Here is a 22,533-nt window from a genome sequence, read left to right as displayed (position 1 = left end):
GCTTCTCTCACCCCGGGGGATGCGGTCCTCGTATCGGGCGATGTTCGGATGAAACCCATGGACCAGCAAAAACTCGATCGCGCCATCGGTCGGCGCCTGAAGACGCTGCGGACGCAGGCCGGAATGACGTTGAACGAGCTTGCAGGCCGCTCCGGCGTCAGCCGGGCCATGATCGGGCGGGTGGAGCGGGCACAGAGCAGTGCGACGGCGGCGCTGCTCAACAAGCTCTGCGCGGCGCTCGACGTCACGCTCAGCGATGTCGTCGCGCTCACCGAGAAGCCGCCGGAGCGCCTGGTGCGGCTGGCGGACCAGCCGCTCTGGCGCGACCCCGACAGCGGCTATCGCCGGCGGCACGCCTCGCCGCCGGATGCGGCCAGCGGCATCGAGATCATCGTGGTCGACCTTCCCGCCGGCGCGCGCGTCTCCTACAGCCCCTGGGGCCGCAACGCCTTCACCCAGCAGCTCCTGATGCTGGAGGGCGCCATCGCCGTGCATATCGACGCCAAGGCGGTGCGGCTGCGCGAGGGCGATTGTCTGGATTTCGACGTGATGCGCGCGGTGATCTTCGAGAACGAAACCAAGCAGGACGCGCGCTACGTCATCATCGTCAGGCGCGGCGCGTCCTACGGCAAGATGTGAGGGCAAAGCGTGGAGGCGAGCACGATGCAGATCCGGACCGGCGACACCTATGATCCGCGCGTCGTCGCGCTGCTCGATCACCACGTTGCTGCTGCGCGGGCGCAGACGGCGCCGGGCAGTGCCCATGCGCTCGATCTCGCGGGCCTGCGTGCACCCGACGTCGCATTCTGGACCGGCTGGGACGGCGAGACGCTGGTCGCGACCGGCGCGCTGAAGACGCTTTCGGCTGGCCATGGCGAGGTCAAGTCGATGCACACGCTGCAGACCGCGCGCCGGCGCGGCTATGGCGGCCAGATGCTGCGCCACATCATCGCGGAAGCCCGCGCGCGCGACATGACGCGGCTCAGCCTCGAGACCGGCTCGTGGGACTATTTCAAGCCGGCACACGCACTCTATCTGGCGCACGGTTTCGTCGCATGCGGCCCGTTCGAAGGTTATGTCGAGGATCCCAACAGCCTGTACCTGACGCTCGACTTGTCGGCGCCAGAGCGCGAATAGCTCAAGAGCGCGTCTCCTCGATCTTGTCGAGCACGCGCTCGGGGGCGATGTCCCGGGCCGCCTCCTGCAGGTCGCGCTCCGCGTCCGGCTTGACGTCGAGCCGCTCGGCGACCTGAGTGAGCAGGCGGGCCACCTTGGTCAGCTCGTGCTCGGCGAGCAGGCTGATCTGGAGATCGAGATCGGCGCGCTTGTCGGCCGCCGCGGTCATGCGGTTCTGCGAGATCAGCACGAAGGTGGAGAGGAAGATCGCCTCCACCGAGGCGATCATCGCCAGCATGACGAAGCTCTCGTCCCAGGCCGGAATTCCCGGAATCCAATGCAGGTTGGCGATGATCCAGAACCCGAACAAGGCGAGGTGCAGGTAGACGAAGATCATGCTGCCGGTGAAGGCCGTGATCGCGTCCGCGACCTTGTCCTGCCCGCTTGCCGCCTGCTGCTCGCGGCGGCGCCGCGCCACCAGCGCCTGGATGTTGCGCTCGAGCGTCGGGCTCAGCCCCTCGCCGGAATCATGGGTGATGTCGTTATGCACGCCCCGGCAACGGTCCGCTCGCGGAGCCGTTCCTGTAAGGGGAAGCAAAAAGACCGATCCCCTCATCAAATGAGTTGCGTACCTCAAAACACCTCTGCTAGCCTTCAGCCATGGCCGAGACCTTGACCCCGACTGTGCTGACGCTGAAGGACATCGCCCGCGAGGCCGGTGTCAGCCTCGCCACGGTCGATCGCGTGCTGCACAACCGGCCGGGGGTCCGCCCGGATACGATCCGGCGCGTCAAGGACGCCATCGCCCGCAATTCGTTCCAGCCGCATGTGGCGGCCGCCGAGCTCGCGCGCGGCCGGGCCCGCCGCTTCGCCTTCGTGATGCCGTCGGGCTCGAACCCGTTCATGCAGCAGATCGAGGCCTATCTCGGCGAGATGGCGGGCTGGCTGTCGGCCCGCCGCCTCAATGTCGAGATGATCGCAACCGACGTGTTCGAGCCCGCCGCGCTCGCGGCCTCGCTCGAGGCGCTGTCCGGCGACTATGACGGCGTCGCCGTGGTGGCGCTGGACCATCCGAGCGTCCGCGCCGCCATCAATGACCTCGTCGATGCCGGCGCCAAGGTCGTGACGCTGGTCTCGGATGTGCCGTCCTCGCGCCGCCACCATTATGTCGGCATCGACAACATCGCCGCGGGCCGCACCGCCGGCGCGCTGGTCGGGCGCCTGGTCGGCCAGAGGTCCGGCAAGGTCGCGATCATCGCGGGCTCGCAGGGCCTGCGCGACCATGCCGAGCGCATCTTCGGCTTCAACCAGGTGATGGCGACGGAATTCCCCGATCTCAGCGTGCTGCCGGTGCTGGAAGGGCGCGATGAAGATGATCGTTCGGAGCAGCTGCTGGCGCGGCTGCTCGGCAAGCATGGCGACATCGTCGGTCTCTACAACGTCGGCGCCGGCACGCAGGGCGTCGCCAAAGCGCTGAACAGCAAGGCGTTGAACGACAAGGCCTCTGGCGCGGCCGGGCGTGACAAGCAGGTGGTGTTCGTCGGACACGACGTCACCGCGCTGACGCGCCGCTTGCTACTGCAGGGCGTGATGGATGCCGCGATCTCGCAGAACCCCGGACATGAAGCGCGCGCGGCCGTCCGCGTGCTGCTCGCGCTCGCCCGCAGCGAGCCGATCTTGAGTGAACAGGAGAAGATCCGGATCGACATCGTGATGCGGGACAATCTGCCCTAGCGGCAGGTGAACTTGGAAACGGGACCGCCAGCGGGGAAAAGCGACGCAAGATCGCTCTCCCGCGGCAGGCGAAAGGGAGGACGATTTGTATCTCGGGATCGACATCGGCACATCCGGTGTGAAAGCGGTGCTCGTGAGCGAAGCCGGCGCGGTGACCGCGACGGCGGCGCGCGAGCTTGCGCTGTCGCACCCGGCGCCGCTGTGGTCCGAGCAGGATCCCGACGCCTGGGTCGATGCGGCCGTCGGCGCCGTCGACGATCTCGCCGCGCGCCATCCGCGCGAGGTTGCGCAGGTGCGCGGCATCGGGCTGTCGGGTCAGATGCACGGCGCGACGCTGCTTGGCGAGGACGGCCGGCCGCTGCGTCCGGCCATCCTCTGGAACGACGGCCGCTCGCAGGCCGAATGCGCCGCGCTGGAGCGGCGCTGTCCCTCGCTGCACGCGATTGCCGGCAATCTCGCGATGCCCGGCTTCACCGCGCCGAAGCTGCTCTGGGTGGCACGGCACGAGCCGAAGATCTTCGACGGCGTGGCAAAGGTGCTGCTGCCGAAAGCCTATGTCCGCTATCGCCTCACCGGCGAGATGGTCGAGGACATGTCGGACGCGTCAGGCACGCTGTGGCTCGACGTCGGCCTGCGCCGCTGGTCCGCGCTGCTGCTGCATGCCACCGGGCTCGATCTGCACCACATGCCGCGCCTCGTCGAGGGCAGTGCGGTGAGCGCGGTGCTCGCGCCTGAATACGCGCAGCGCTGGGGCATGGCGAAAAATGTCGTGATCGCGGGCGGCGCCGGCGACAATGCGGCCAGCGCGATCGGGCTCGGCGCCATCGCGCCCGGCGATGCCTTCCTGTCGCTGGGAACGTCGGGCGTCCTGTTCCGCGTCACCGATCGCTTCGCTCCGGCGCCGGCTTCGGCCGTGCATGCCTTCTGCCACGCGCTGCCCGGCCTCTGGCACCAGATGGGCGTGATGCTGTCGGCCGCAGCCTCGCTCGCCTGGCTCGCCGGGGTGATGGAGACACCCGCCGCAGCGCTCCTGGCGCCGCTCGGCGAGCGCGTCGATGCACCTGGCACGGTCCAGTTCCTGCCTTATCTCGACGGCGAGCGCACGCCGCACAACGATGCCGCCGCCAGCGGCGCCTTCGTCGGCCTGCGCGGCGCGATCGGACGTTCCCAGATCGTGCAGGCCGTGCTCGAAGGCGTCGCCTTTGCCGCGCGCGACAATCTGGCGGCGCTGAGCACAGCCAGCGGGCCGATCGCCGAGGTCGATCTCGTCGGCGGCGGCTCGCGCTCGCCGCTATGGGCGCAGATCTGCGCCGACGTGCTCGGCATGCCCGTCCACCGCGTCGAGGAAGGCGAGGTCGGCGCCGCGCTCGGCGCTGCGCGGCTCGGCCGGCTCGCCGCGACCGGCGAGAACCCCGCGGACGTCTGCACGCGCCCGCGCAGGCTCGCAAGCTTCACACCCCGCCCGTCCGTCGCTGCGGCCTATGACGAGGCCTATCGGCGATGGCGCGCGCTTTATCCCGCATTGAAGGAGCCTTAAGTGAACGCGCCAGCCGAATTCTTCGATGCAAGTGCACCCGTCGCCTTCGGCGGCAAGGAGGCCGAAGGCGCGCCCGCCTTCCGCTGGTACGACAAGGACCGCCTGGTGCATGGCCGCCGGCTCGAGGATCACTTGCGCTTTGCGGTTTGCTATTGGCATTCGTTCTGCTGGCCGGGCGGCGATCCCTTCGGCGGCGAGACCTTCCTGCGGCCTTGGCACCACGGCACCGACGCGATGGCGATGGCGCGCGCCAAGGCCGATGCCGCCTTCGAGCTGTTCCGCCTGCTGGACGTCCCCTTCTTCACCTTCCACGACGTCGATGCGGCGCCGGAGGGCGCTTCGCTCGCCGAGTCCGTCGCCAACCTCAACGCCATCGCCGATCTGTTCGAGCAGAAGATGGCATCGAGCAAGGTCCGCCTGCTCTGGGGCACTGCGAACCTGTTCACGCACCGCCGCTACATGGCGGGCGCCGCGACCAATCCGGATCCCGACATCTTCACCTATGCCGCCGGCCAGGTCCGTGCCGCACTGGAGGTGACGCACCGGCTCGGTGGGCAGAACTACGTGCTGTGGGGCGGACGCGAGGGCTACGAGACGCTGCTCAACACCGATCTCAAGCGCGAGCTCGACCAGCTCGGCCGCTTCGTCTCGCTCGTCGTCGAGCACAAGCACAAGATAGGCTTCAAGGGCCCGCTGCTGATCGAGCCGAAGCCGAAGGAGCCGACCAAGCACCAATATGATTTCGACGTCGCCACCTGCTACGGCTTCCTCGAACGCTACGACCTGCTCAAGGACGTCAAGCTCAACATCGAGCAGAACCACGCCATCCTCGCCGGTCACTCCTTCCATCACGAGGTCGCGCTGGCCGAGGCGCTCGGCGTGTTCGGCTCGCTCGACATCAACCGGGGCGACGATCTGCTCGGCTGGGACACCGACCAGTTCGCGATGAACGTGCCGGAGCTGGCGCTGGTGTTCCACGAGATCCTGAACCGTGGCGGCTTCACCACGGGTGGACTCAATTTCGATGCCAAGATCCGCCGCCAGTCGATCGATCCCGATGATCTCATCCATGCCCATGTCGGCTCGATGGATGCCTGTGCGCGGGCCTTCCTCGCCGCCGCCGACATGCTCGACGCCGGCACGCTGAGTGCGCCGCTCGCAAAGCGCTACGAGGGCTGGGCCAGCCCGGAGGGCCGCGCCATTCTCGGCGGCCAGCGTTCGCTCGCCGATCTCGCCGACCGTGCGATGTGTCCCGGCTTCGATCCGCAGCCGCGCTCGGGCCGGCAGGAATATCTGGAATCCCTGGTCAACCGCTATGTCTGAGGAAACGCCGCTGATGACGAAGACTGACGCGACGCCGGTGCTCGAGCTCACCGGCATCGGCAAGGAGTTCGGCGCGATCCGCGCGCTGCACGACGTCGATATGCAGGTCTGGCCCGGCGAGGTGGTCGGCCTGATGGGCGACAACGGCGCCGGCAAGTCGACGCTGGTGAAGATCATCGCCGGCAATTTCCGTCCCACGCATGGCGAGATGCGCTTTGCCGGCAGCGCGGTGCATTTCAACCGGCCGGTCGATGCCCGCGCCGTAGGCATCGAGGTCGTCTACCAGGACCTCGCGCTGGCGGATAATCTCACGGCCGCCGCCAACGTCTTCCTCGGCCGCGAGTTGAAGCGCAGGTTCGGACCGATTGCCTTGCTCGACCACAAGGCGATGGCATCGCGCGCGCTGGAGCTGTTCGGCGAGCTGCGTTCGGAGACGCGCCCGGACGATCTCGTCAGACAGATGTCGGGCGGCCAGCGCCAGGCGGTCGCGATCGCGCGTACCCGGCTCTCCAATGCGCGGCTGGTAATGATGGATGAGCCGACCGCCGCGATCTCGGTGCGCCAGGTCGAGCAGGTGCTCGGCCTGATCCACCGGCTCAAGGAGCAGGGCGTCGCCGTGATGCTGATCTCGCACCGCATGCCCGACGTGTTCGCCGTATGCGACCGCGTCGTCGTCATGCGACGCGGCGAGAAGCGCGCCGACAAGTCGATTCACCAGACCTCCCCCGAGGAGGTCACCGCCCTCATCACCGGTGCGAAGGAGGCGGCGTGATGGCCATGCCCTTGGAATCCCCGATCAGCTTCACCAATGTCGGCAAGATCAGGTGGTGGCAGCGCGGCATCTTCGCCTCGCAGACCGGCTACGTCCTGCTCGCGCTGGCGGTGCTGCTGGTGATCATGCATTTCGCCAGCCCCTACTTCTTCACCCAGGGCAACATGCAGAACGTGGCGAAGAACTTTTCCTTCATCGCCATCGCGACGCTCGGCGTCACCTTCGTGATCATCACCGGCGGCATCGACCTGTCGGTGGGATCGATGATGTGCTTTTCCGCCATGATCACATCGATGGTGATGACCGAGCTGTCGGCGCCCGGATCGCCGCTGGTGCACATGGCGGCCGACGGCAAGACCGTGCTCGCCAATGTTCCGGGGCTGATCCTGCTCATCTCGATCCTCGCCGGCCTCGGCGCCGCGCTGATTGCCGGCCTCGTCAACGGCTTCTGCATCGCCGTGCTCGGCCTGTCACCCTTCGTCACCACGCTCGGCATGCTCTCGATCGTGCGCGGGCTCGGCTATGTCGTCTCCAACGGACGCGGCAGCTTCCCGGGTGGGCCCGACGCCGATTATTTCTATGCGCTCACGTCCGGTGACGTGCTCGGCGTGCCGGCGCCGTTCATCTATCTCGTGATCCTGGCGCTGACCATGGCGGTGGTGCTGCACCACACCTCGTTCGGCCGCCACGTCTTTGCGCTCGGCGGCAACGAGAAGGCGGCCGAGCTCACCGGCATTCCGGTGGTGCGGGTGAAGATCGAGGTCTACGTGATCTGCGCGCTCGCCGCCGGCCTGCAGGGCATCATCATCTCCGGCTGGCTCGGATCGGCGCCGGCCAACATGGCGATGTCCTACGAGCTCAACGTGATCGCGGCGGCCGTGATCGGCGGTGCCAATCTCGCCGGCGGCATCGGCGGTCCGCTCGGGGCCATCGTCGGCTGCGTGCTGCTGGAGGTGATCCGCAACGGCCTCGTGCTGGCCCAGGTCAGCTCGTACTGGCAGCAGACGTTGGTCGGCGTGATCATCATTCTGGCTGTGCTGGTCGACCGCGTCCGCTCGCGGATGACCTGAAATGACGACATCTCGGGAAGGCAAGGAAAACGTCGCCTATCCGCTTCCCGGGGGCTTTCGAGGGGATAGGCACCAACAAGAGTGGAGGAGACAATGAGGAAACTGCTTCTTGCCGGTATCGCGGTTGCGATGATGGCGACGCCGGCATTTGCTGCGAACTACCGCTTCGTCATCGTGCCGAAGGCGATGAACAATCCGTTCTTCGATTTTTCGCGCGACGGCTGCCTGAAGCGCGCCAAGGAGCTCGGCAACATCGAGTGCATCTACAAGGGGCCGGTCGAGCATGAGCCGGCGAACCAGGCCCAGATCATCCAGGACTTCATCACGCAGAAGGTCGACGGTCTCGCCATCTCGGTCGCGGACGTCGCGGCCATGACCAAGTCGATCGAGGCGGCGACCGCCGCCGGCATTCCGGTCATCACCTTCGATGCCGACGCGCCGGGCTCCAAGCGCATCGCCTATATCGGCACCAACAACAAGGAGTTCGGCCTGGCCCTCGGCAAGGAATTGCTGAAATTGCGGCCTGACGGCGGCAAATACGCGATGGTCTCCGGCGGTCCCGGCGCAAAGAACCTGGCCGAGCGTGTCGACGGCGTGCGCGAGGCGCTGAAGGGCTCGAAATGGACCGAGGTCGCGGGTTCGCCGAGCTTCTGCAACGACGATCCCGCGCTCGCGGTCCAGCAGATGACGGACATGCGCACCGCAACGCCGGATCTCGCCGCCATCGTTCCGATCGGCGGCTGGCCGATGTTCGCGCCCGAAGGTTTCAAGGCCTTCGCCAGCAGGAACAAGAAGGACATCGATTCCGGCAAGTTCACGCTGGTCGTCGCCGATACGCTGAAGATGCAGCTCGAGCTGCTGCGTGACGGCTATGCCAATGCGCTGGTCGGCCAGCGTCCGTTCGAGATGGGCGAGAAGGCGATGGACACGCTGCTCGCCATCAAGAAGGGCGAGAAGGTGCCGGAGATCGTCTACACCGGCCTCGATCTCGTCACCAAGGACAACGTCGCGAAGATGTTGAAGTAGGAGCGCTGCCCAGCCCCGCGCTTCTGCATGCCTCTCCCGCTTGCGGTTTCCGCAAGCGGGAGAGATGATTTGGAATGGACGACGACTGCTGGAAGGCGATGGGAATGAAAAGGTCGCGGCTCGGCGCTCTCGATGTCACCTCGATCGGCCTCGGTTCAGCCCCGCTCGGCGGATTGTTCTCGCCCGTCAGCGATGCCGATGCGCAAGCGACGATTGAACGCGCCTGGTCGCTCGGTGTCCGATTCTTCGACACCGCCCCGCTTTACGGCTTCGGCCTCGCGGAGCGGCGGCTGGGCGCCTTCCTGCGGCAACAGAGGCGCGATTCCTACGCCATCTCGACCAAGGTCGGCCGCCTGCTGCGCGCACCGGACAATGCTGCGCCGGAGGACGAGCACTACAAGGGCACGCCGCGCGAGCGGCCGGTGTTCGATTTCAGCTATGACGGCGTGATGCGGTCGGTGGAGGAGAGCCTGCAGCGCCTCGGCCTCGACCGCGTCGACGTCCTGCTCGTGCATGATCCCGACGATCACTATGACGATGCCGTCACCGGCGCCTTCCGCGCGCTCCAGCGCCTGCGCGAGGACGGCACGGTGAAGGCGATCGGCGCCGGCATGAACCAGTCGGGGATGCTGGCTCGCTTCGCCGAGGCCGTGCCGGTCGACTGCTTCTTGCTCGCCGGCCGTTACACGCTGCTCGACCAGGGCGCACTGGATGCGCTGTTGCCGCTGTGCCAGGCCAGCAATATCGGCATCTTGCTCGGCGGCATCTACAACAGCGGCATCCTGGCCAATCCGCGGGCCAGCGCGAAATTCAACTATCAGGATGCTGATGCTGCGCTCGTGGCACGCGCGCTGGAGCTCGACGAACTTTGCCGCGGGCACGGCACCGAGCTGAAAGCCGCCGCGCTGCAATTCTGCATGGCCCATCCGGCGGTGACGGTCGCCGTGATGGGCGCGCGCAATGCCGCCGAGGTCGCCGACAACATCGCGATGTCCGAGAAGGCGGTGCCGCCGGCATTCTGGCAGGAGCTGCGGGCACGAAAGCTGGTCGATACGCGCGCGCCGCTTCCTGGCGGAGGTTGAGGCATGATCGTCGATGCACACCAGCATTTCTGGGATCCGGCGCGCGCCGATTATCCCTGGATGGAAGGGGACGAGCTGGCGCCGATCCGCCGTGCCTTCGGCCCGGCCGATCTCGCGCCGCTGCTACAGGCGAACGGCATCGAGGCCAGTATCGTGGTGCAATGCCGCTCCGCGCTGGAGGAGACCGAGGAGTTTCTGCGTATCGCGGCTGCGACGCCCTCGGTGGTCGGCGTGGTCGGCTGGGCCGATCTCACCGATGCGGCGCTCGGCGAGACGCTCGACCGGCTGCGCGCTCTGCCTGGTGGCGACAAGCTGGTCGGCATCCGCCACCAGGTCCACGACGAGCTCGATGCGGATTGGCTGCTGCGCGACGACGTCCAGCGCGGACTCACGGCCGTGTTCGCCCACGATCTCGCTTACGATTTCCTTGTCCGCAGCCGCGAGCTGCCCGCGGCGGTCGCAACCGCGCAGGCCTTTCCGCACGCGCGTTTCGTGCTGGATCACGCCGCCAAGCCGCCGATTGCCGCCGGCGGGAGCGCGGAATGGACCGAGCGCATCGCAGCGCTGGCTGCCTGCGGCAATGTCTGGTGCAAGATCTCGGGATTGGCGACCGAGGCGGTCTGGGACGACTGGAATGCAGAACGGCTGTTTCCGTTCGTGGAGCACGCCGCGAAATGTTTCGGCGAAGACCGGCTGATCTTCGGATCGGATTGGCCCGTATGCCTGCTCGCGGGAAGCTACGGCGAGATCAAGACCGCGCTGGAGACCTGCCTGGCGAGGCTCGGCCCGCGCGTGCGGGGCAAGGCTTTCGGCGTGAATGCCAAGGCTGTGTATCGCTTGGGTTAATCTGCAGTGGATGTGCGCTCTTACCCTCTCCCCTTGTGGGAGAGGGTGGCTCGCCGCGAAGCGGCGAGACGGGTGAGGGGTCTCTCTCCGCGAGCTCGCGTGTGGATAGATACCCCTCATCCGGCGCTTCGCGCCACCTTCTCCCACAAGGGGAGAAGGAAAAGGCGACGGGGCCCGCCTCGCTACTCCGACATCGGCTTGTCGGAGATGTCCCAGTCTTTCCCGGTGAAGGTGGAGATGAACAGCGTCTTCATCGGTGTGTAGTCCTCGGGCGTGTAGCTGTAGGTGACGCCATCGAGGAAATACGGCGAGTGGAAACCTTGCAGGTTCGATGCCTGCTTCAGCACGTTGGCGCGGGTGAGCTCGTTGCCGCAGCGGCGCAGGATCTCGGCCATCGTGGCGGCCTGCCCGTAGCCGGCGAAAGCGATGGTGTTGTCGGGATCGATCGCCGGCGTGTACTTCTTGCGCAGCTCCTCGAACGCCGTCACGTCCGGGTCCTTCTCCCATTTGGGCAGGCCGACCTCCTTGTTGTAGCGGATCGCGACGATGCCGGTGGCGTTCTCGAGCCCCGCGGCATTGAGGATCGAGCGGCCGGTGGAGCCGGCGGACAGGAGGTGCAGCGGCTTCCAGCCGAGCTCGGCCACTTTCCGGATCGACTGCGACGAGGCCTTGCCGGTCGAGATGTTGTAGAAGACGTCGGCTCCGGACTTCGAGAGATTGATGAGCTGGGAATCGACGGTCGGCTCGGTGAGATCGTAGGTCTGCTCCATGATCACTTGCGCGGTGCCGCCGGAGTCCGCCAGTACTTTCTTGAACGGACCGAGGAAGTCGCGGCCGAAATCGTCGTTCTGGTAGAGGATGCCGATCTTCGCGTTCGGCTTCACGCTGACGACGTGCCGCGCGAGGATGCGCGCCTCGGTCGGATAGAGCGGCAGGCCCGCCATCGTCCACTTGAACTCTTTCGGATTATTCCACTTCGACGCGCCGGTGTTGAGCAGGAGCTGCGGCACGCCCTTGGAGTTCAGGTATTTGTGCACGGCGGTCTGCGGCGCGGTGCCGAGCGAGCCGTACAATGCGAGCACTTCCTCCTGCTCGACCAGCCGGCGCGTGGCCTCGACGCATTTCGGCGCGCTGTAGGCGTCGTCCATGGTGAGGAACTTGACCTTGCGCCCGTTGATGCCGCCCTTCTCGTTCAGCATCTGGAAATAGGCTTCGCCGACGCGGCCGAGCACGCCGTAGAGCGAGCCGGGGCCGGAATGCGGCACGGTCTGACCGATCTTGATCTCGGTGTCGCTGGCACCCGCATCGTATTTCTTCTCCGCGGCCCAGACGTAGGGCGCGGGCAATGTCGATGCGGCGATGGTGGCGAGCGCGCCGGCGCTGAAATCGCGCCGCGATGGATTCTTGGTCATTGTTGTTTTCTCCCTGATGCGCGCATTGTGCTGACATCGCAGCTCGGCTCGCAAGTGGGAAGTCGCAGCTTTGCGACGCAATGACGCTCAAATCATGAGACGTTAGCGCCTAGACTCAAGTTTTCTCGGCGACGACGACGAGGCCACGCACCGGCTCATTGTTCTCGTTGCGCGGCGAGGCCGGCTCCAGAGTCAGCAGCTTCATCCCCGCCTTCGCGATGGCGCTGCGCACATATTCCGCGGAATGGGCATAACGCAGGCCATCGCCGAGCACGATGCCGTCGCTCGCATGCGTCTCCACCGTGAAGGCGAGCACGCCGCCTGAGACGAGCACGCGCCTTACTTCGCTCAGCACCGGCGCGAGATCGGAGAGATAGACGAACGCATCCGCGGCCACGACGAGGTTCGCGCTCGCGTCGGCCTTGCCGCGCAGGCCCTCGATCATGTCGGCGACTTCGAGTTCGGCATAGAGGTTCGTCGCCCGCGCCTCCTTGATCATGCCGGATGACAAATCGATGCCGGTGAAATGGTCGACCTGCTTGGCGAAGGCAGCGGCCGCGAGCCCGGTGCCGCAGCCGAGATCGATGGCGCGCTTGAAGTAGGCGGGCTTCTTGGCGGCGACGCGCGCCGCCAGCACCGCCTTGAAGATCAGCGCGGGGGCGCGATAGCCGAGATCGTTGATCAATGTGTGCTCGAACCGCGGGGCGTATTGGTCGAACAGCGCCTGCACGTAGGCCTTGGGCATCTCCGCCATCTCGGTATCGCCGAGCCGCATCAGGCGCAGGCCGGCGCCGTGCTGATCCCCGGGGTCGCATCGCCGCGCTTCACGAAAGGCCGCGATGGCCTTGTCGCGCTCGCCGAGCTGCTGACGAATCTCGCCGAGCGTGAACCAGGCCGAGGTGAAATCAGGTGCAAGCTCGATCGCCTGCTCCAGGAGGTCGGCCGCGGCGGGAAGGTCGCCCTTGAGCTGGAGATCGCGCGCGAACTCGAAACGGCGGTCGGCCATGAGATCGCCGGAGGTCAGGAACAGGCGGAGCGGCATTGAGGAACCAGGAAACGAAATGGGTAAGTGACTCGAAGATGTGATGGCTCGACTTATATAACAGGCATGCGTCCGCAAGACATCCTGCTGCCAAATGCTGCCGGCCTGTGCTGCAAGCCCGGCGGCTTCCATATCGACCCCGTCCGCCCCGTGGAGCGGGCCGTGATCACCCACGGCCATTCCGACCATGCCCGTGCGGGCCATGGCGCGGTGCTGGCGACGCAGGAAACGCTGGACATGATGCGGCTGCGTTACGGCGAGAACTTCGCCGGTTCGACCCAGGCCATCCGCTATGGCGAGGAGATCCGGCTCGGCGACGTCAAGATCAAGTTTCACCCGGCCGGCCACGTGCTGGGCTCCGCGCAGATCGCCGTCTCGTGCAAGGACACCTGCATCGTCGCCTCCGGCGACTACAAGGACGCGCCGGACCCGACCTGCGCGCCGTTCGAGCTGGTGCCCTGCGACGTCTTCATCACCGAGGCGACGTTCGGCCTGCCGGTCTTCAGGCATGGCGATGCGAGCGACGAGGTCAAGAAGCTGCTCGCTTCCGTCGCACTGTTTCCGGAGCGCGCGCATCTCGTCGGCGCCTATTCGCTCGGCAAGGCGCAGCGCGTGATCAAGCTGCTGCGTCAGGCCGGCTATGATGCGCCGATTTACCTGCATGGCGCGATGGAGACGATCACGCATTACTATCAGAGCCGCGGGATCGACCTCGGCGAGCTCAAGCCAGTAAAGGGCATGAAGAAGGCGGCGCTCGCCGGCACCATCACGCTGGCACCGCCCTCAGCCACCTCCGATCTCTGGACGCGGCGCTTTCCCGATCCGGTCACCGCCTTCGCCTCCGGCTGGATGCGCGTGCGCGCCCGGGCGCGGCAGCGCGGCGTCGAGCTGCCGCTGGTGATCTCCGATCACGCCGATTGGGATGGCCTCACCGCGACCATCGCGGCGACCGGCGCCGGAGAGATCTGGGTCACTCACGGCCAGGAAGATGCGCTGGTGCATTGGTGCCGGAGCAAAGGCCTGAAGGCACGGCCGCTCGACCTCGTCGGCTATGGCGACGAGGAGGAGAGCGAGACGCCGATTCAAGCCGAGGCCGAAGCATGAACCGCTTCGCCGAGCTGCTCGACCGCCTCGCCTATGAGCCCGGCCGCAACAACAAGCTGCGGCTGATCACCGGTTATTTCCGCGAGGTCGGCGATCCCGACCGCGGCTATGCGCTGGCTGCGCTGACCGGCGCGCTCAGCTTCAAGCACGCCAAGCCGGCGCTGATCCGCGACCTCATCGCGGCACGCACCGATGAGGTGCTGTTCGGGCTGAGCTACGACTATGTCGGCGATCTCTCGGAGACGGTTGCGCTGATGTGGCCGAAAGCCGCGCTCGCCGCCCACAACAACCCGCCGCCACCGAGCCTCACCGAGGTCGTCACCACGCTGCGCACGCTGGGCAAGACCGAGCTGCCCAAGCAGCTCGAGCGCTGGCTCGACGAGTTAGATGAGACCGGGCGCTGGGCGCTGCTGAAGCTCGTCACCGGGAGCTTGCGCATCGGCATCTCCGCGCGTCTTGCCAAGACTGCGGCGGCAGCGCTCGGCGACAAGGACCCGCACGAGATCGAGCTGATCTGGCCGGGGCTCGTCCCGCCCTATCTCGACCTGTTCGCCTGGCTGGAAGGCCGCGGCGACAAGCCCGTCAACCGCGATCCCGCGCCGTTCCGGCCGGTGATGCTGGCGCATGCGATCGAGGACAACGATTTCGCCGCGCTCGATCCCGCCGACTACATCGCCGAATGGAAATGGGACGGCATCCGCGTGCAGGCGGTGGCGGGGCGCGACGAGCGCGGCCATATCACCGCGCGGCTCTATTCGCGCACCGGCGAGGACATCACGGGAAGCTTTCCGGATCTCGTGCCGTCGCTGCGCCTGCCGGGCGCGATCGACGGCGAGCTCTTGATCCTGCGCGAGGGCCGGGTGCAGAGCTTCAACGTGTTGCAGCAGCGCCTCAACCGCAAGGTCGTCTCGCCGAAGCTGATTAAGGAGTTTCCGATTCACTTGCGTGCCTACGATCTGCTCGGCGACGACGAGAACGATCTGCGCGAGCTGCCTTTTGCCGAGCGGCGCGAGCGGCTGGAGCGATTCATCGTCAAGCTCGACGATCCCCGCATCGATCTCTCCCCCACCGTGCCCTTCGATAGCTGGGAGGCACTCACCGCCGCGCGGGCCGATCCCGCCAGCGCCGGCGCCGGCGAGGATGCGGACGCCGTCGAAGGCGTCATGCTGAAGCGGCGCGATGCGCCTTATCTGCCGGGCCGGCCGAAGGGGCAATGGTGGAAGTGGAAGCGCGATCCGCACATCATCGATGCCGTGTTGATGTATGCGCAGCGCGGCCACGGCAAGCGCTCGTCCTATTATTCCGACTACACCTTCGGCGTCTGGACCCAGACCGAGAATGGCGAGGAGCTGGTGCCGGTCGGAAAGGCCTATTTCGGCTTCACCGACGAGGAGCTCTTGCAGATCGACCGCTTCGTCCGCCGCAACACCACGGAAAAATTCGGCCCCGTCCGCCACGTCGTGCACGAAGCGGACAAGGGGCTGGTGCTGGAGGTCGCTTTCGAAGGATTGCAGCGCTCGCCCCGGCACAAATCCGGCGTCGCCATGCGTTTCCCCCGCATCAGCCGCCTGCGCTGGGACAAGCCGCCGCGAGAGGCCGACCGGCTGGAGACGCTGGAGAAGATGTTGAAAGCCGAGGCGGCGGAGATCGAGGTGTGAGGCATCTTCCCGGTGGTTCACCCGAATTAAACTCCCGTAACCCGATTGACGGCCCCTTGCGGGTTCCCCATGTCCCCCGCCGTGCCCTATAATGGGTTCGAATCCGCTTCAGGAGTTTGCGATGGTCCAAGACGTCAGAGATTTGCCGGCCGGCCGCAGCGACGGCCTGCACCGCTTTCTCGGCGGCTCGCCGCTGGCGGTCGCGTTCCGCCTGGTGCTGCTCTCGATCCTGGTCGGCGTCGTGCTGGCGACGATCGGCTTCGATCCCTGGAACATCATCCACAGCATTCGCCTGTTGTTCCAGCGGCTGTGGGACCTCGGCTTCGATGCGGTGAACTGGCTGTGGCGCTACTTCCTGCTCGGTGCGGTCATCGTGATTCCGATCTGGCTGCTGTCGCGCGTGTTCGGCGCGCCGCGCGGCAGGTAAGGATCGGATTGAGGGAGTGCGCAGCCGATGCAATTGCGATTCGTCGGCTGCGGTGATGCTTTCGGCTCCGGCGGCAGGCTCAACACCTGCTTCCACGTCTCGGGGCGCAAAGCGAACTTCCTGATCGACTGCGGTGCGTCGGCGCTGCCGGCGCTGAAGCGGCTCGAGATCGATCGGGGCGACATCGACCTGATCCTGATCACGCATTTCCATGGTGACCATTTTGCCGGCCTGCCGTTCTTTCTGCTCGACGCGCAATTTTCCCGGCGAACGCGGCCGCTGACGATCGCGGGCCCGCAAGGCATCGAGAGGCGGCTGCGCGAGGTGATGGAGGCGCTGTTCGAGCATTCCTCGAACACCAAGCAGCGCTTCGAGCTGAACGTGGTCGAGCTCGCGCCCGGGCAAAGCCAAAGCTTCGGTGCGGTGAATGTGACGCCCTATCCGGTCGTGCACGGCGAATCAGGCGGACCGTTCCTGGCCTATCGCGTCGCGGCCGAGGGCCGCACGCTCGCCTACAGCGCCGATACCGAATGGACGGAGACGCTCATTCCGCTGGCGCATGGCGCGGACCTTTTCATCGCCGAAGCCTATATGTACGAGAAGGTGGTCAAGAACCATCTCAGCCTGAAGACCTTGGAACAGCATCTGCCCGACATCGGCGCCAAGCGGCTCGTCCTCACCCATATGAGCGACGACATGCTGTCGCGCCTGGGCGAGGTCGAGCACCTCGCCGCCGAAGACGGCATGGTGCTCGTGTTCTGAACGATGCACGCACCCGTCCATCACCGCGTCGGTAGCCGGCAGGTCTTCGCCATTGCAGGTCCCGCGATGGTCGCGAACCTCACGACGCCGCTGATCGGCGTGGTCTCGACCACCGCGATCGGGCGGCTCGACGATGCCGCGCTGCTCGGCGGCGTCGCGATGGCCTCCGTCATCTTCGACTGCCTGTTCTGGTTGTTCGGCTTCCTGCGCATGAGCACGCTCGCCTTCACCGCGCAGGCGCTCGGCGCGGGCGAGACGCGCGAGCAGACCGTGATCCTGGTGCGCGGTTTCATCGTCGCCGGCCTGATCGGTGCGGCGCTGATCGTGCTGCAGCTGCCGCTGGCAGGCGCACTGTTCGACCTGATGGGCGGCAGCGAGGGCGTGACGCAGGCCGCAAAGACCTATTTCATGATCAGGATCTGGTCCTCGCCCTTCGCCTTCGCCAATTACGTCATCCTGGGCTGGCTGGTCGGGCAGGCCCGCGCCAATCCGGCCCTTGCGCTCCAGGTCGTCATCAACCTCATCAACATGGTGGCGACGATCCTGCTGGTGCTGGTCTACGACACCGGCATTGCCGGCGCGGCGATCGCCGCGCTTCTGTCCGAGACGATCGGCTTCATGCTCGGCGTGATCGTGTGCAGGCGCCATGCGCTCGGCGGTTTTGCCATACCTCGCGCAACGCTGTTCGATCGCGACAAGCTGATGCGGCTCCTGGTGGTGAATACCGACATCCTGATCCGCACCGCGGCGCTGATCGCCGTGTTCCTGTTCTTCACCGCCAAGGGCGCGCGGGCCGGCGACGTCACGCTGGCCGCGAACTCCGTGCTCAACAATTTCCTCCTGGTCAGCGCCTTCTTCCTCGACGGCCTTGCCAATGCGGCCCAGCAGCTTTGCGGCCGCGCCTTTGGCGGCCGCGACGCCAAGGGATTTGCGGATTCGACCAGGCTGGTGCTGCTCTGGGGGGTCGGCTTCGCAATTGTCGTCGCCGTGCTGTTCGCCGCGTTCGGCCCTCACATTATCGACGTCATGACGGCGAGCGAGGACGTCCGCCGCGCGGCGCGCGAGTTCCTGCCCTTCATCGTGCTGGCGCCGCTCCCCGGCGTGTTCGCCTTCGGTTTCGACGGCATCTATGTCGGCGCGACCTGGGCGCGGGAGATGCGCAATCTGATGCTGCTCTCGCTCGCGATCTTCTTCGCCGCCTGGCTGGCGCTGCAATCGTTCGGCAATACCGGCCTGTGGAGTGCGCTGATCGCGTTCTACGTCGCGCGCGGCGGCTTGCAGGGCGCGAGGTATCCGGCGCTGTATCGCGCGACGTTCGTGAAGCCGTAGAAGAACCGTAGCCCGGATGGGGCGCAGCGTAATCCGGGGGCTTTGTCCATGCCGATAGCTTCCCGGATTGCGCTGCGCTCCATCCGGGCTACGAAGTCTGCGCAGGCGGGGAGAGGCGAAGAGCTACATCCCCGGCCAGTCTTCCGCCGTCAGCGTCGCCGCATCGGCGCCGACGATCTCCGACAGCGAATCCCGCCCTGTCCGCAGCAATGTCGAGGTCAGGTCGCGCTTGATCTCGTCGACGAGGCCGAGGCCCTTGTAGACCAGCGAGGAATAGAGCTGGATCAAACTGGCTCCGGCGCGGATCTTGGTCAGCGCGGCGCCGCCCGAATCCACGCCGCCGACGCCGATCAGCGGGAATGCGCCCTCGACGCGCACATAGGTTTCCGCGACCATGCGCGTCGACAGGCGGAACAGCGGCCGGCCGGACAGGCCGCCTTGCTCCTTCGCCCGCGTCTCTTCACGCAACGTGCTCGGCCGCGCGACCGTGGTGTTCGACACGATCATGCCGTCGACCCGGCGCGAGCGCGCGACCTGCACGACGTCGTCGAGCTGGGCGAGGCTTAAATCCGGCGCGATCTTGAGCAGCACCGGCGTGTCGCCGGCCTTCTGCCTGACACGCTCGCGGGCCTCGATCACGCGCGCGAGCAGATCGTCGAGCAGCGCGCCTTCCTGAAGGTTGCGCAGGCCCGGCGTGTTCGGCGAGGAGACGTTGACGGTGAAATAGCTCGCCACCGGCGCGAAGGTCTCGATCAGCTTGACGTAGTCGCCGACGCGGTCCGGCGAATCCTTGTTGGCGCCGACATTGACGCCGACGATGCCGCCGTGCTGCGCGCGCGCGGCAAGCCGGCGCAGAGCCGCCTCCGCGCCGTCATTGTTGAAGCCCATGCGGTTGATGATCGCCTCGTCGCGCTCGAGACGGAAGAGCCGCGGCCGCGGATTGCCGGCTTGCGGCTTCGGTGTCACCGAGCCGATCTCGACGAAACCGAAGCCGAGCCGCAGCAGCGCGTCCGGCACCTCGGCGCTCTTGTCGAAGCCCGCAGCCATGCCGATCGGATTGGTAAAGTTCAGCCCGAAGGCGCGCACCGCGAGCTTGGGATCATCGACGCGCGGCTTGACCGGCGGCAGGAAGCGCAGGCCCTGGATCGCGAGGCGATGCGCGTCCTCGGGATCGAGCCAGCGCAGCACCGGCAGCGAAAAGGCGTCGAACGCGCGGATCACGGCAACAGCTCCGGAACATCGTGACTGCCGTCGGAGCGCATGTTGAGATTCATCACCGCAAGGACCGCGCCGAGATCGAGCTCACCATAGAGATGCGGGAAGAGCTCGTCATTGCGCGAGCGTTCCCAGCGCAACTCGCTGCCGAGCGCGTCGCCGTCGACCTCGACCAGGAACAGCGCGCGCTGCCCGAAATAGTGCTTGCGCAGGGTCTCGGGAACCTGGGCCGCGGTCGAGAAATGGATGAACCCGTCGCGCGCGTCATCTGCGCTGCCCCGGTAGACACCCTGCCGTTCCGCCTCGCGCCAGGCCGAGGCCGGACAGATTTTGTAGATCTTGACCACCGCTACCGCAGCCTTGTTTGTTCTTTGAGTCTCTTGAGTTTTTTCGCTTTTCGCGGGTCCTCGAAACCCGGGCGCGACCGTAAAGGCCGCCCCTTCCGAACTCAAGGCTTAGAGCCTTTTCCGCGCCGATGAAATCGGCACGGGGCTCAAGATTCCCGTTTTGCGCGCTTTCCTGACGCGAACGGCTGCCCGTTTCGTTGGCGAACGCCGCCTCGGTCGCCTCTTGCGCGAAAAACGGAAAACCGGTTGATTTGAGGACAGTTTTCCTGAGTTGCGACGGGCTGGACCTTCCATGGTCAGACAGGCCAAAGCGCAGAGGATGCTGACTCACGACCAGATCTGGGCCGCGCTGGACCGGCTGGCGGCGCGCGCCGGATTGTCGCCGTCCGGCCTTGCCAAGCGTGCCGGGCTCGACCCTACCACCTTCAACAGGTCCAAGCGCGTCACCGCCGACGGCCGCGAGCGCTGGCCCTCGACCGAATCGATCGCAAAAGCGCTGGCGGCGGCCGACGCCTCGATCGACAGCTTTGCGAAGCTGATTGATGACGACGGTGGAAGCGGCCGCGGCTCGGTGCCGCTGCTCGGCTTTGCACAGGCCGGAATGAGCGGCGCCTTCGATGAGGCCGGTCTTCCAACCGGCAGGGGCTGGACCGAGATCGCGCTTCCGATCGGAGAGGACGGTCAAGTCTTTGCGCTGGAGATTTCCGGCGCTGCGCTACTGCCTGCCTATCGCGACGGTGACATCATCCTGGTCTCGCCTGCGGCGCCGATCCGCAAGGGTGATCGCGTGGTGGTCAAGATCAAGACGGACGAGATCACGATTGCGACCCTGAAGCGCCGCACGGCAAAGACCCTGGAGTTGGCGCCCCTCGATGCGTCACAGGCGGCGCGAACGGTCGCGGCGAGCGATGTCGCCTGGGTTGCGCGCATCATCTGGGCGAGCCAGTGATGGCGTCGCTCACGCACTCCTCGCCAGCGCGCCGTCGATCATGTTGACCGCGTTCTGCACGCCGTAGACCGCGACGAAGGAGCCGAAGCGCGGGCCCTTCTCCTGGCCGAGCAGGACCTGGTAGAGCATGTTGAACCAGTCCAGCGTGACGCCGGGGCGGCCGTCCTTGCCCTTCTTGACCTGGTCGAGGAACGGCTCGCGGCGGCCGATCTCGTAGACGACGTTCTGGATGTCCTCGGCGGATGCGTCCTGCGCAAGCTGCGACAGCGCATCGCGCAAATCCTGCAGCGCGGCGCGCTCGCTGTCCGTGGGTACGCGGAACTGCTTCGTCGGCGCGACGAAGTCGCGATAATAGTTGATGGCATAGCCCACCATCGCATCCAGCTTCGGATGGGTCTGCGGGCTCACGCCGGGCCGGTAGCGGCCGATGAAGCCCCACAGCGTCTCGTCGTTCTCCGCGTTCGACGATGACACCAGCGTCAGGAGCAGCTGGAAGGTGACGGGCATGTCGCCCGTCGGCGGCTTGCCGTTGTGGATGTGCCAGACCGGATTGCCGAGCTGCTGCTTGCCGTCCTGCTTCGGAAAGCCGTCGAGGAATTGCTGGTAGTCGTCGACATTGCGCGGGATGACGTCGAAATACAGCCGCTTGGCCGCCTTCGGCTCGCGGTACATGAACAACGAGAGCGATTCCGGTGAGGCGTAGCGCAGCCATTCGTCGATGGTCAGGCCGTTGCCCTTCGACTTCGAGATCTTCTGGCCCTTCTCGTCGAGGAAGAGCTCGTAGTTGAAGCCTTCGGGCGGCGTGCTGCCGAGCGCTCTGGCGATCGCGCCGGACAGCTTCACGGAATCGATCAGGTCCTTGCCCGCCATCTCGTAGTCGACGCCGAGCGCGACCCAGCGCATCGCCCAGTCGGCCTTCCACTGGCACTTGACGTTGCCGCCGGTGACGGGCGTTTCAACTTCCTGGTTGGTATCGGGATCGACATAGGTCACCGTGCCCGCCGCGACGTCGCGGCGGATCATCGGCACCTGCAGCACGACGCCCGTGGTCTTGCTGATGGGCAGGAACGGCGAATAGGTCGCGCGGCGATCCGGGCCCAGCGTCGGCAGGATGATCGCCATGATCTTGTCGTAAGCGGCGAGCATCTTCAGCAGCGTCGCGTCGAAGCGGCCCGACGTGTAGTAGTCGGTCGAGCTCGCGAACTCGTAGTCGAAGCCGAAATGATCCAGAAACGCGCGCAAGCGCGCGTTATTGTGCGCGCCGAACGACGGATATTCGTTCGAAAACGGATCCGGCACCCGCGTCAGCGGCTTGCCGATATGAGCGGCCAGCATCTCCTTGTTCGGAACGTTGTCGGGCACCTTGCGGAAGCCGTCCATATCGTCGGAGAACGCCAAAAGGCGCGTCTTGACCTTGTCCTGGGTGAGCACGCGGAAGGCGTGGCGCACCATCGAGGTGCGCGCCACCTCGCCGAACGTGCCGATATGCGGCAGGCCGGACGGACCATAGCCGGTCTCGAACAGCACCTCGTCCTTCGGGCTTTTCTTCAGCCGCGCGACAATGGCCTTCGCCTGCTCGAACGGCCAGGCGTTGGATTGTTCGGCGAGCGCACGCAACTCGCTCGGGTTTGCGGCTAGATCAATAACGGACATCAGGGGCCTCCGGGCCGCGGAAAATAGCGATTTCCCGGCAGAATGCAAAAGCTGCGAGCTAATACCCCCAGCCGTCTCCCGGTTGCGCAGGGCTATCGCATTTGGGAGCTTTTTCCTGCGGCCATCCTT

Annotated in this window: 22 protein-coding genes; 16 read left to right on the top strand and 6 right to left on the bottom strand. The window is 66.2% G+C overall.

The window, feature by feature from the left end:
- Positions 1-57 precede the first annotated feature (57 nt).
- Together I6F31_RS10175 and I6F31_RS10170 are read left to right on the top strand one after the other, a co-directional pair.
- Positions 58-639 carry an XRE family transcriptional regulator gene (locus I6F31_RS10175; protein ID WP_225153239.1) on the top strand — a complete coding sequence of 194 codons (582 nt, stop codon included), beginning with the start codon at positions 58-60 and terminating at the stop codon, positions 637-639.
- A gap of 24 nt (positions 640-663) precedes the next feature.
- Positions 664-1,137 carry a GNAT family N-acetyltransferase gene (locus I6F31_RS10170; RefSeq protein ID WP_225128494.1) on the top strand — a complete coding sequence of 158 codons (474 nt, stop codon included), beginning with the start codon at positions 664-666 and terminating at the stop codon, positions 1,135-1,137.
- A gap of 1 nt (position 1,138) precedes the next feature.
- On the opposite strand, the gene I6F31_RS10165 is transcribed toward I6F31_RS10170, so the two are convergent.
- Positions 1,139-1,666: a DUF1003 domain-containing protein gene (locus I6F31_RS10165; RefSeq protein ID WP_225185338.1), complete on the bottom strand. Its 528-nt coding sequence runs from the start codon at positions 1,664-1,666 to the stop codon at positions 1,139-1,141.
- 110 nt (positions 1,667-1,776) lie between these two features.
- On the opposite strand from I6F31_RS10165, the gene I6F31_RS10160 reads away from it, so the two are divergent.
- The 8 genes from I6F31_RS10160 to I6F31_RS10125 all read left to right on the top strand — a co-directional run bounded on the left by I6F31_RS10160 (position 1,777) and on the right by I6F31_RS10125 (position 10,506).
- The gene (locus I6F31_RS10160) at positions 1,777-2,850 is read left to right on the top strand and encodes a LacI family DNA-binding transcriptional regulator (protein WP_225185337.1); all 1,074 of its coding nucleotides are present in this window, start codon (positions 1,777-1,779) and stop codon (positions 2,848-2,850) included.
- An 85-nt stretch (positions 2,851-2,935) separates the two neighbouring features.
- Positions 2,936-4,387 (top strand): xylulokinase, encoded by a 1,452-nt coding sequence (xylB, locus tag I6F31_RS10155; protein ID WP_225185336.1) that lies wholly within the window; start codon positions 2,936-2,938, stop codon positions 4,385-4,387.
- Positions 4,388-5,710 (top strand): xylose isomerase, encoded by a 1,323-nt coding sequence (gene xylA / locus I6F31_RS10150; RefSeq protein WP_225185335.1) that lies wholly within the window; start codon positions 4,388-4,390, stop codon positions 5,708-5,710.
- A gap of 13 nt (positions 5,711-5,723) precedes the next feature.
- Positions 5,724-6,482: an ATP-binding cassette domain-containing protein gene (locus tag I6F31_RS10145; RefSeq protein WP_109145592.1), complete on the top strand. Its 759-nt coding sequence runs from the start codon at positions 5,724-5,726 to the stop codon at positions 6,480-6,482.
- Positions 6,482-7,552, top strand: coding sequence for an ABC transporter permease (locus tag I6F31_RS10140; RefSeq protein WP_157285690.1), 1,071 nt, complete (start codon positions 6,482-6,484; stop codon positions 7,550-7,552). The genes I6F31_RS10145 and I6F31_RS10140 overlap by 1 nt, the downstream gene beginning before the upstream one ends.
- Before the next feature lie 93 nt (positions 7,553-7,645).
- Positions 7,646-8,578 carry a sugar-binding protein gene (locus I6F31_RS10135; RefSeq protein WP_057028437.1) on the top strand — a complete coding sequence of 311 codons (933 nt, stop codon included), beginning with the start codon at positions 7,646-7,648 and terminating at the stop codon, positions 8,576-8,578.
- A gap of 104 nt (positions 8,579-8,682) precedes the next feature.
- Positions 8,683-9,660 (top strand): aldo/keto reductase, encoded by a 978-nt coding sequence (locus I6F31_RS10130; protein ID WP_225185370.1) that lies wholly within the window; start codon positions 8,683-8,685, stop codon positions 9,658-9,660.
- Positions 9,661-9,663: 3 nt separating this feature from the next.
- Positions 9,664-10,506, top strand: a complete 843-nt coding sequence (locus tag I6F31_RS10125) for an amidohydrolase family protein (protein WP_225185334.1) — start codon at positions 9,664-9,666, stop codon at positions 10,504-10,506.
- A gap of 182 nt (positions 10,507-10,688) precedes the next feature.
- On the opposite strand, the gene I6F31_RS10120 is transcribed toward I6F31_RS10125, so the two are convergent.
- Positions 10,689-11,918: an ABC transporter substrate-binding protein gene (locus tag I6F31_RS10120; protein ID WP_225185333.1), complete on the bottom strand. Its 1,230-nt coding sequence runs from the start codon at positions 11,916-11,918 to the stop codon at positions 10,689-10,691.
- A gap of 115 nt (positions 11,919-12,033) precedes the next feature.
- Positions 12,034-12,960 (bottom strand): methyltransferase domain-containing protein, encoded by a 927-nt coding sequence (locus I6F31_RS10115; protein WP_225185332.1) that lies wholly within the window; start codon positions 12,958-12,960, stop codon positions 12,034-12,036.
- Positions 12,961-13,026: 66 nt separating this feature from the next.
- Here I6F31_RS10115 and I6F31_RS10110 point away from each other — a divergent pair, with 66 nt between their 5' ends.
- From I6F31_RS10110 to I6F31_RS10090, 5 genes are all read left to right on the top strand, one after another.
- Positions 13,027-14,064 carry a ligase-associated DNA damage response exonuclease gene (locus tag I6F31_RS10110; RefSeq protein WP_225185331.1) on the top strand — a complete coding sequence of 346 codons (1,038 nt, stop codon included), beginning with the start codon at positions 13,027-13,029 and terminating at the stop codon, positions 14,062-14,064.
- Positions 14,061-15,722 carry an ATP-dependent DNA ligase gene (locus I6F31_RS10105; RefSeq protein WP_225185330.1) on the top strand — a complete coding sequence of 554 codons (1,662 nt, stop codon included), beginning with the start codon at positions 14,061-14,063 and terminating at the stop codon, positions 15,720-15,722. Before I6F31_RS10110 ends, I6F31_RS10105 begins: the two co-directional genes overlap by 4 nt.
- A gap of 121 nt (positions 15,723-15,843) precedes the next feature.
- Positions 15,844-16,149 carry a DUF6460 domain-containing protein gene (locus I6F31_RS10100; RefSeq protein WP_035996474.1) on the top strand — a complete coding sequence of 102 codons (306 nt, stop codon included), beginning with the start codon at positions 15,844-15,846 and terminating at the stop codon, positions 16,147-16,149.
- Between the two features lie 27 nt (positions 16,150-16,176).
- Positions 16,177-16,911 (top strand): MBL fold metallo-hydrolase, encoded by a 735-nt coding sequence (locus I6F31_RS10095; protein ID WP_128265966.1) that lies wholly within the window; start codon positions 16,177-16,179, stop codon positions 16,909-16,911.
- Between the two features lie 3 nt (positions 16,912-16,914).
- Positions 16,915-18,240, top strand: a complete 1,326-nt coding sequence (locus tag I6F31_RS10090; protein ID WP_225185329.1) for an MATE family efflux transporter — start codon at positions 16,915-16,917, stop codon at positions 18,238-18,240.
- A gap of 123 nt (positions 18,241-18,363) precedes the next feature.
- Here the strand turns inward: I6F31_RS10090 and I6F31_RS10085 are convergent, their stop codons facing one another.
- Both I6F31_RS10085 and I6F31_RS10080 read right to left on the bottom strand, forming a co-directional pair.
- A complete protein-coding gene (locus tag I6F31_RS10085) occupies positions 18,364-19,461 on the bottom strand; it encodes a quinone-dependent dihydroorotate dehydrogenase (RefSeq protein WP_225185328.1) in 1,098 nt (365 codons plus the stop codon).
- Positions 19,458-19,802 (bottom strand): DUF952 domain-containing protein, encoded by a 345-nt coding sequence (locus I6F31_RS10080; protein WP_035996479.1) that lies wholly within the window; start codon positions 19,800-19,802, stop codon positions 19,458-19,460. The genes I6F31_RS10085 and I6F31_RS10080 overlap by 4 nt, the downstream gene beginning before the upstream one ends.
- Positions 19,803-20,094: 292 nt before the next feature.
- Between I6F31_RS10080 and I6F31_RS10075 the strand changes: the two genes are divergently transcribed.
- Positions 20,095-20,751, top strand: a complete 657-nt coding sequence (locus I6F31_RS10075) for a helix-turn-helix transcriptional regulator (protein WP_225147432.1) — start codon at positions 20,095-20,097, stop codon at positions 20,749-20,751.
- 9 nt (positions 20,752-20,760) lie between these two features.
- Here the strand turns inward: I6F31_RS10075 and I6F31_RS10070 are convergent, their stop codons facing one another.
- Positions 20,761-22,404, bottom strand: a complete 1,644-nt coding sequence (locus tag I6F31_RS10070; protein WP_225185327.1) for a lysine--tRNA ligase — start codon at positions 22,402-22,404, stop codon at positions 20,761-20,763.
- Positions 22,405-22,533: the final 129 nt, after the last annotated feature.

This window comes from Bradyrhizobium sp. NBAIM01, assembly GCF_020194115.1.
GTDB classification, from domain to species: domain Bacteria; phylum Pseudomonadota; class Alphaproteobacteria; order Rhizobiales; family Xanthobacteraceae; genus Bradyrhizobium; species Bradyrhizobium yuanmingense.
The sequence above is the reverse complement of the archived record's forward strand: the minus strand, read 5'-3'. Positions and strand labels throughout refer to the sequence as shown.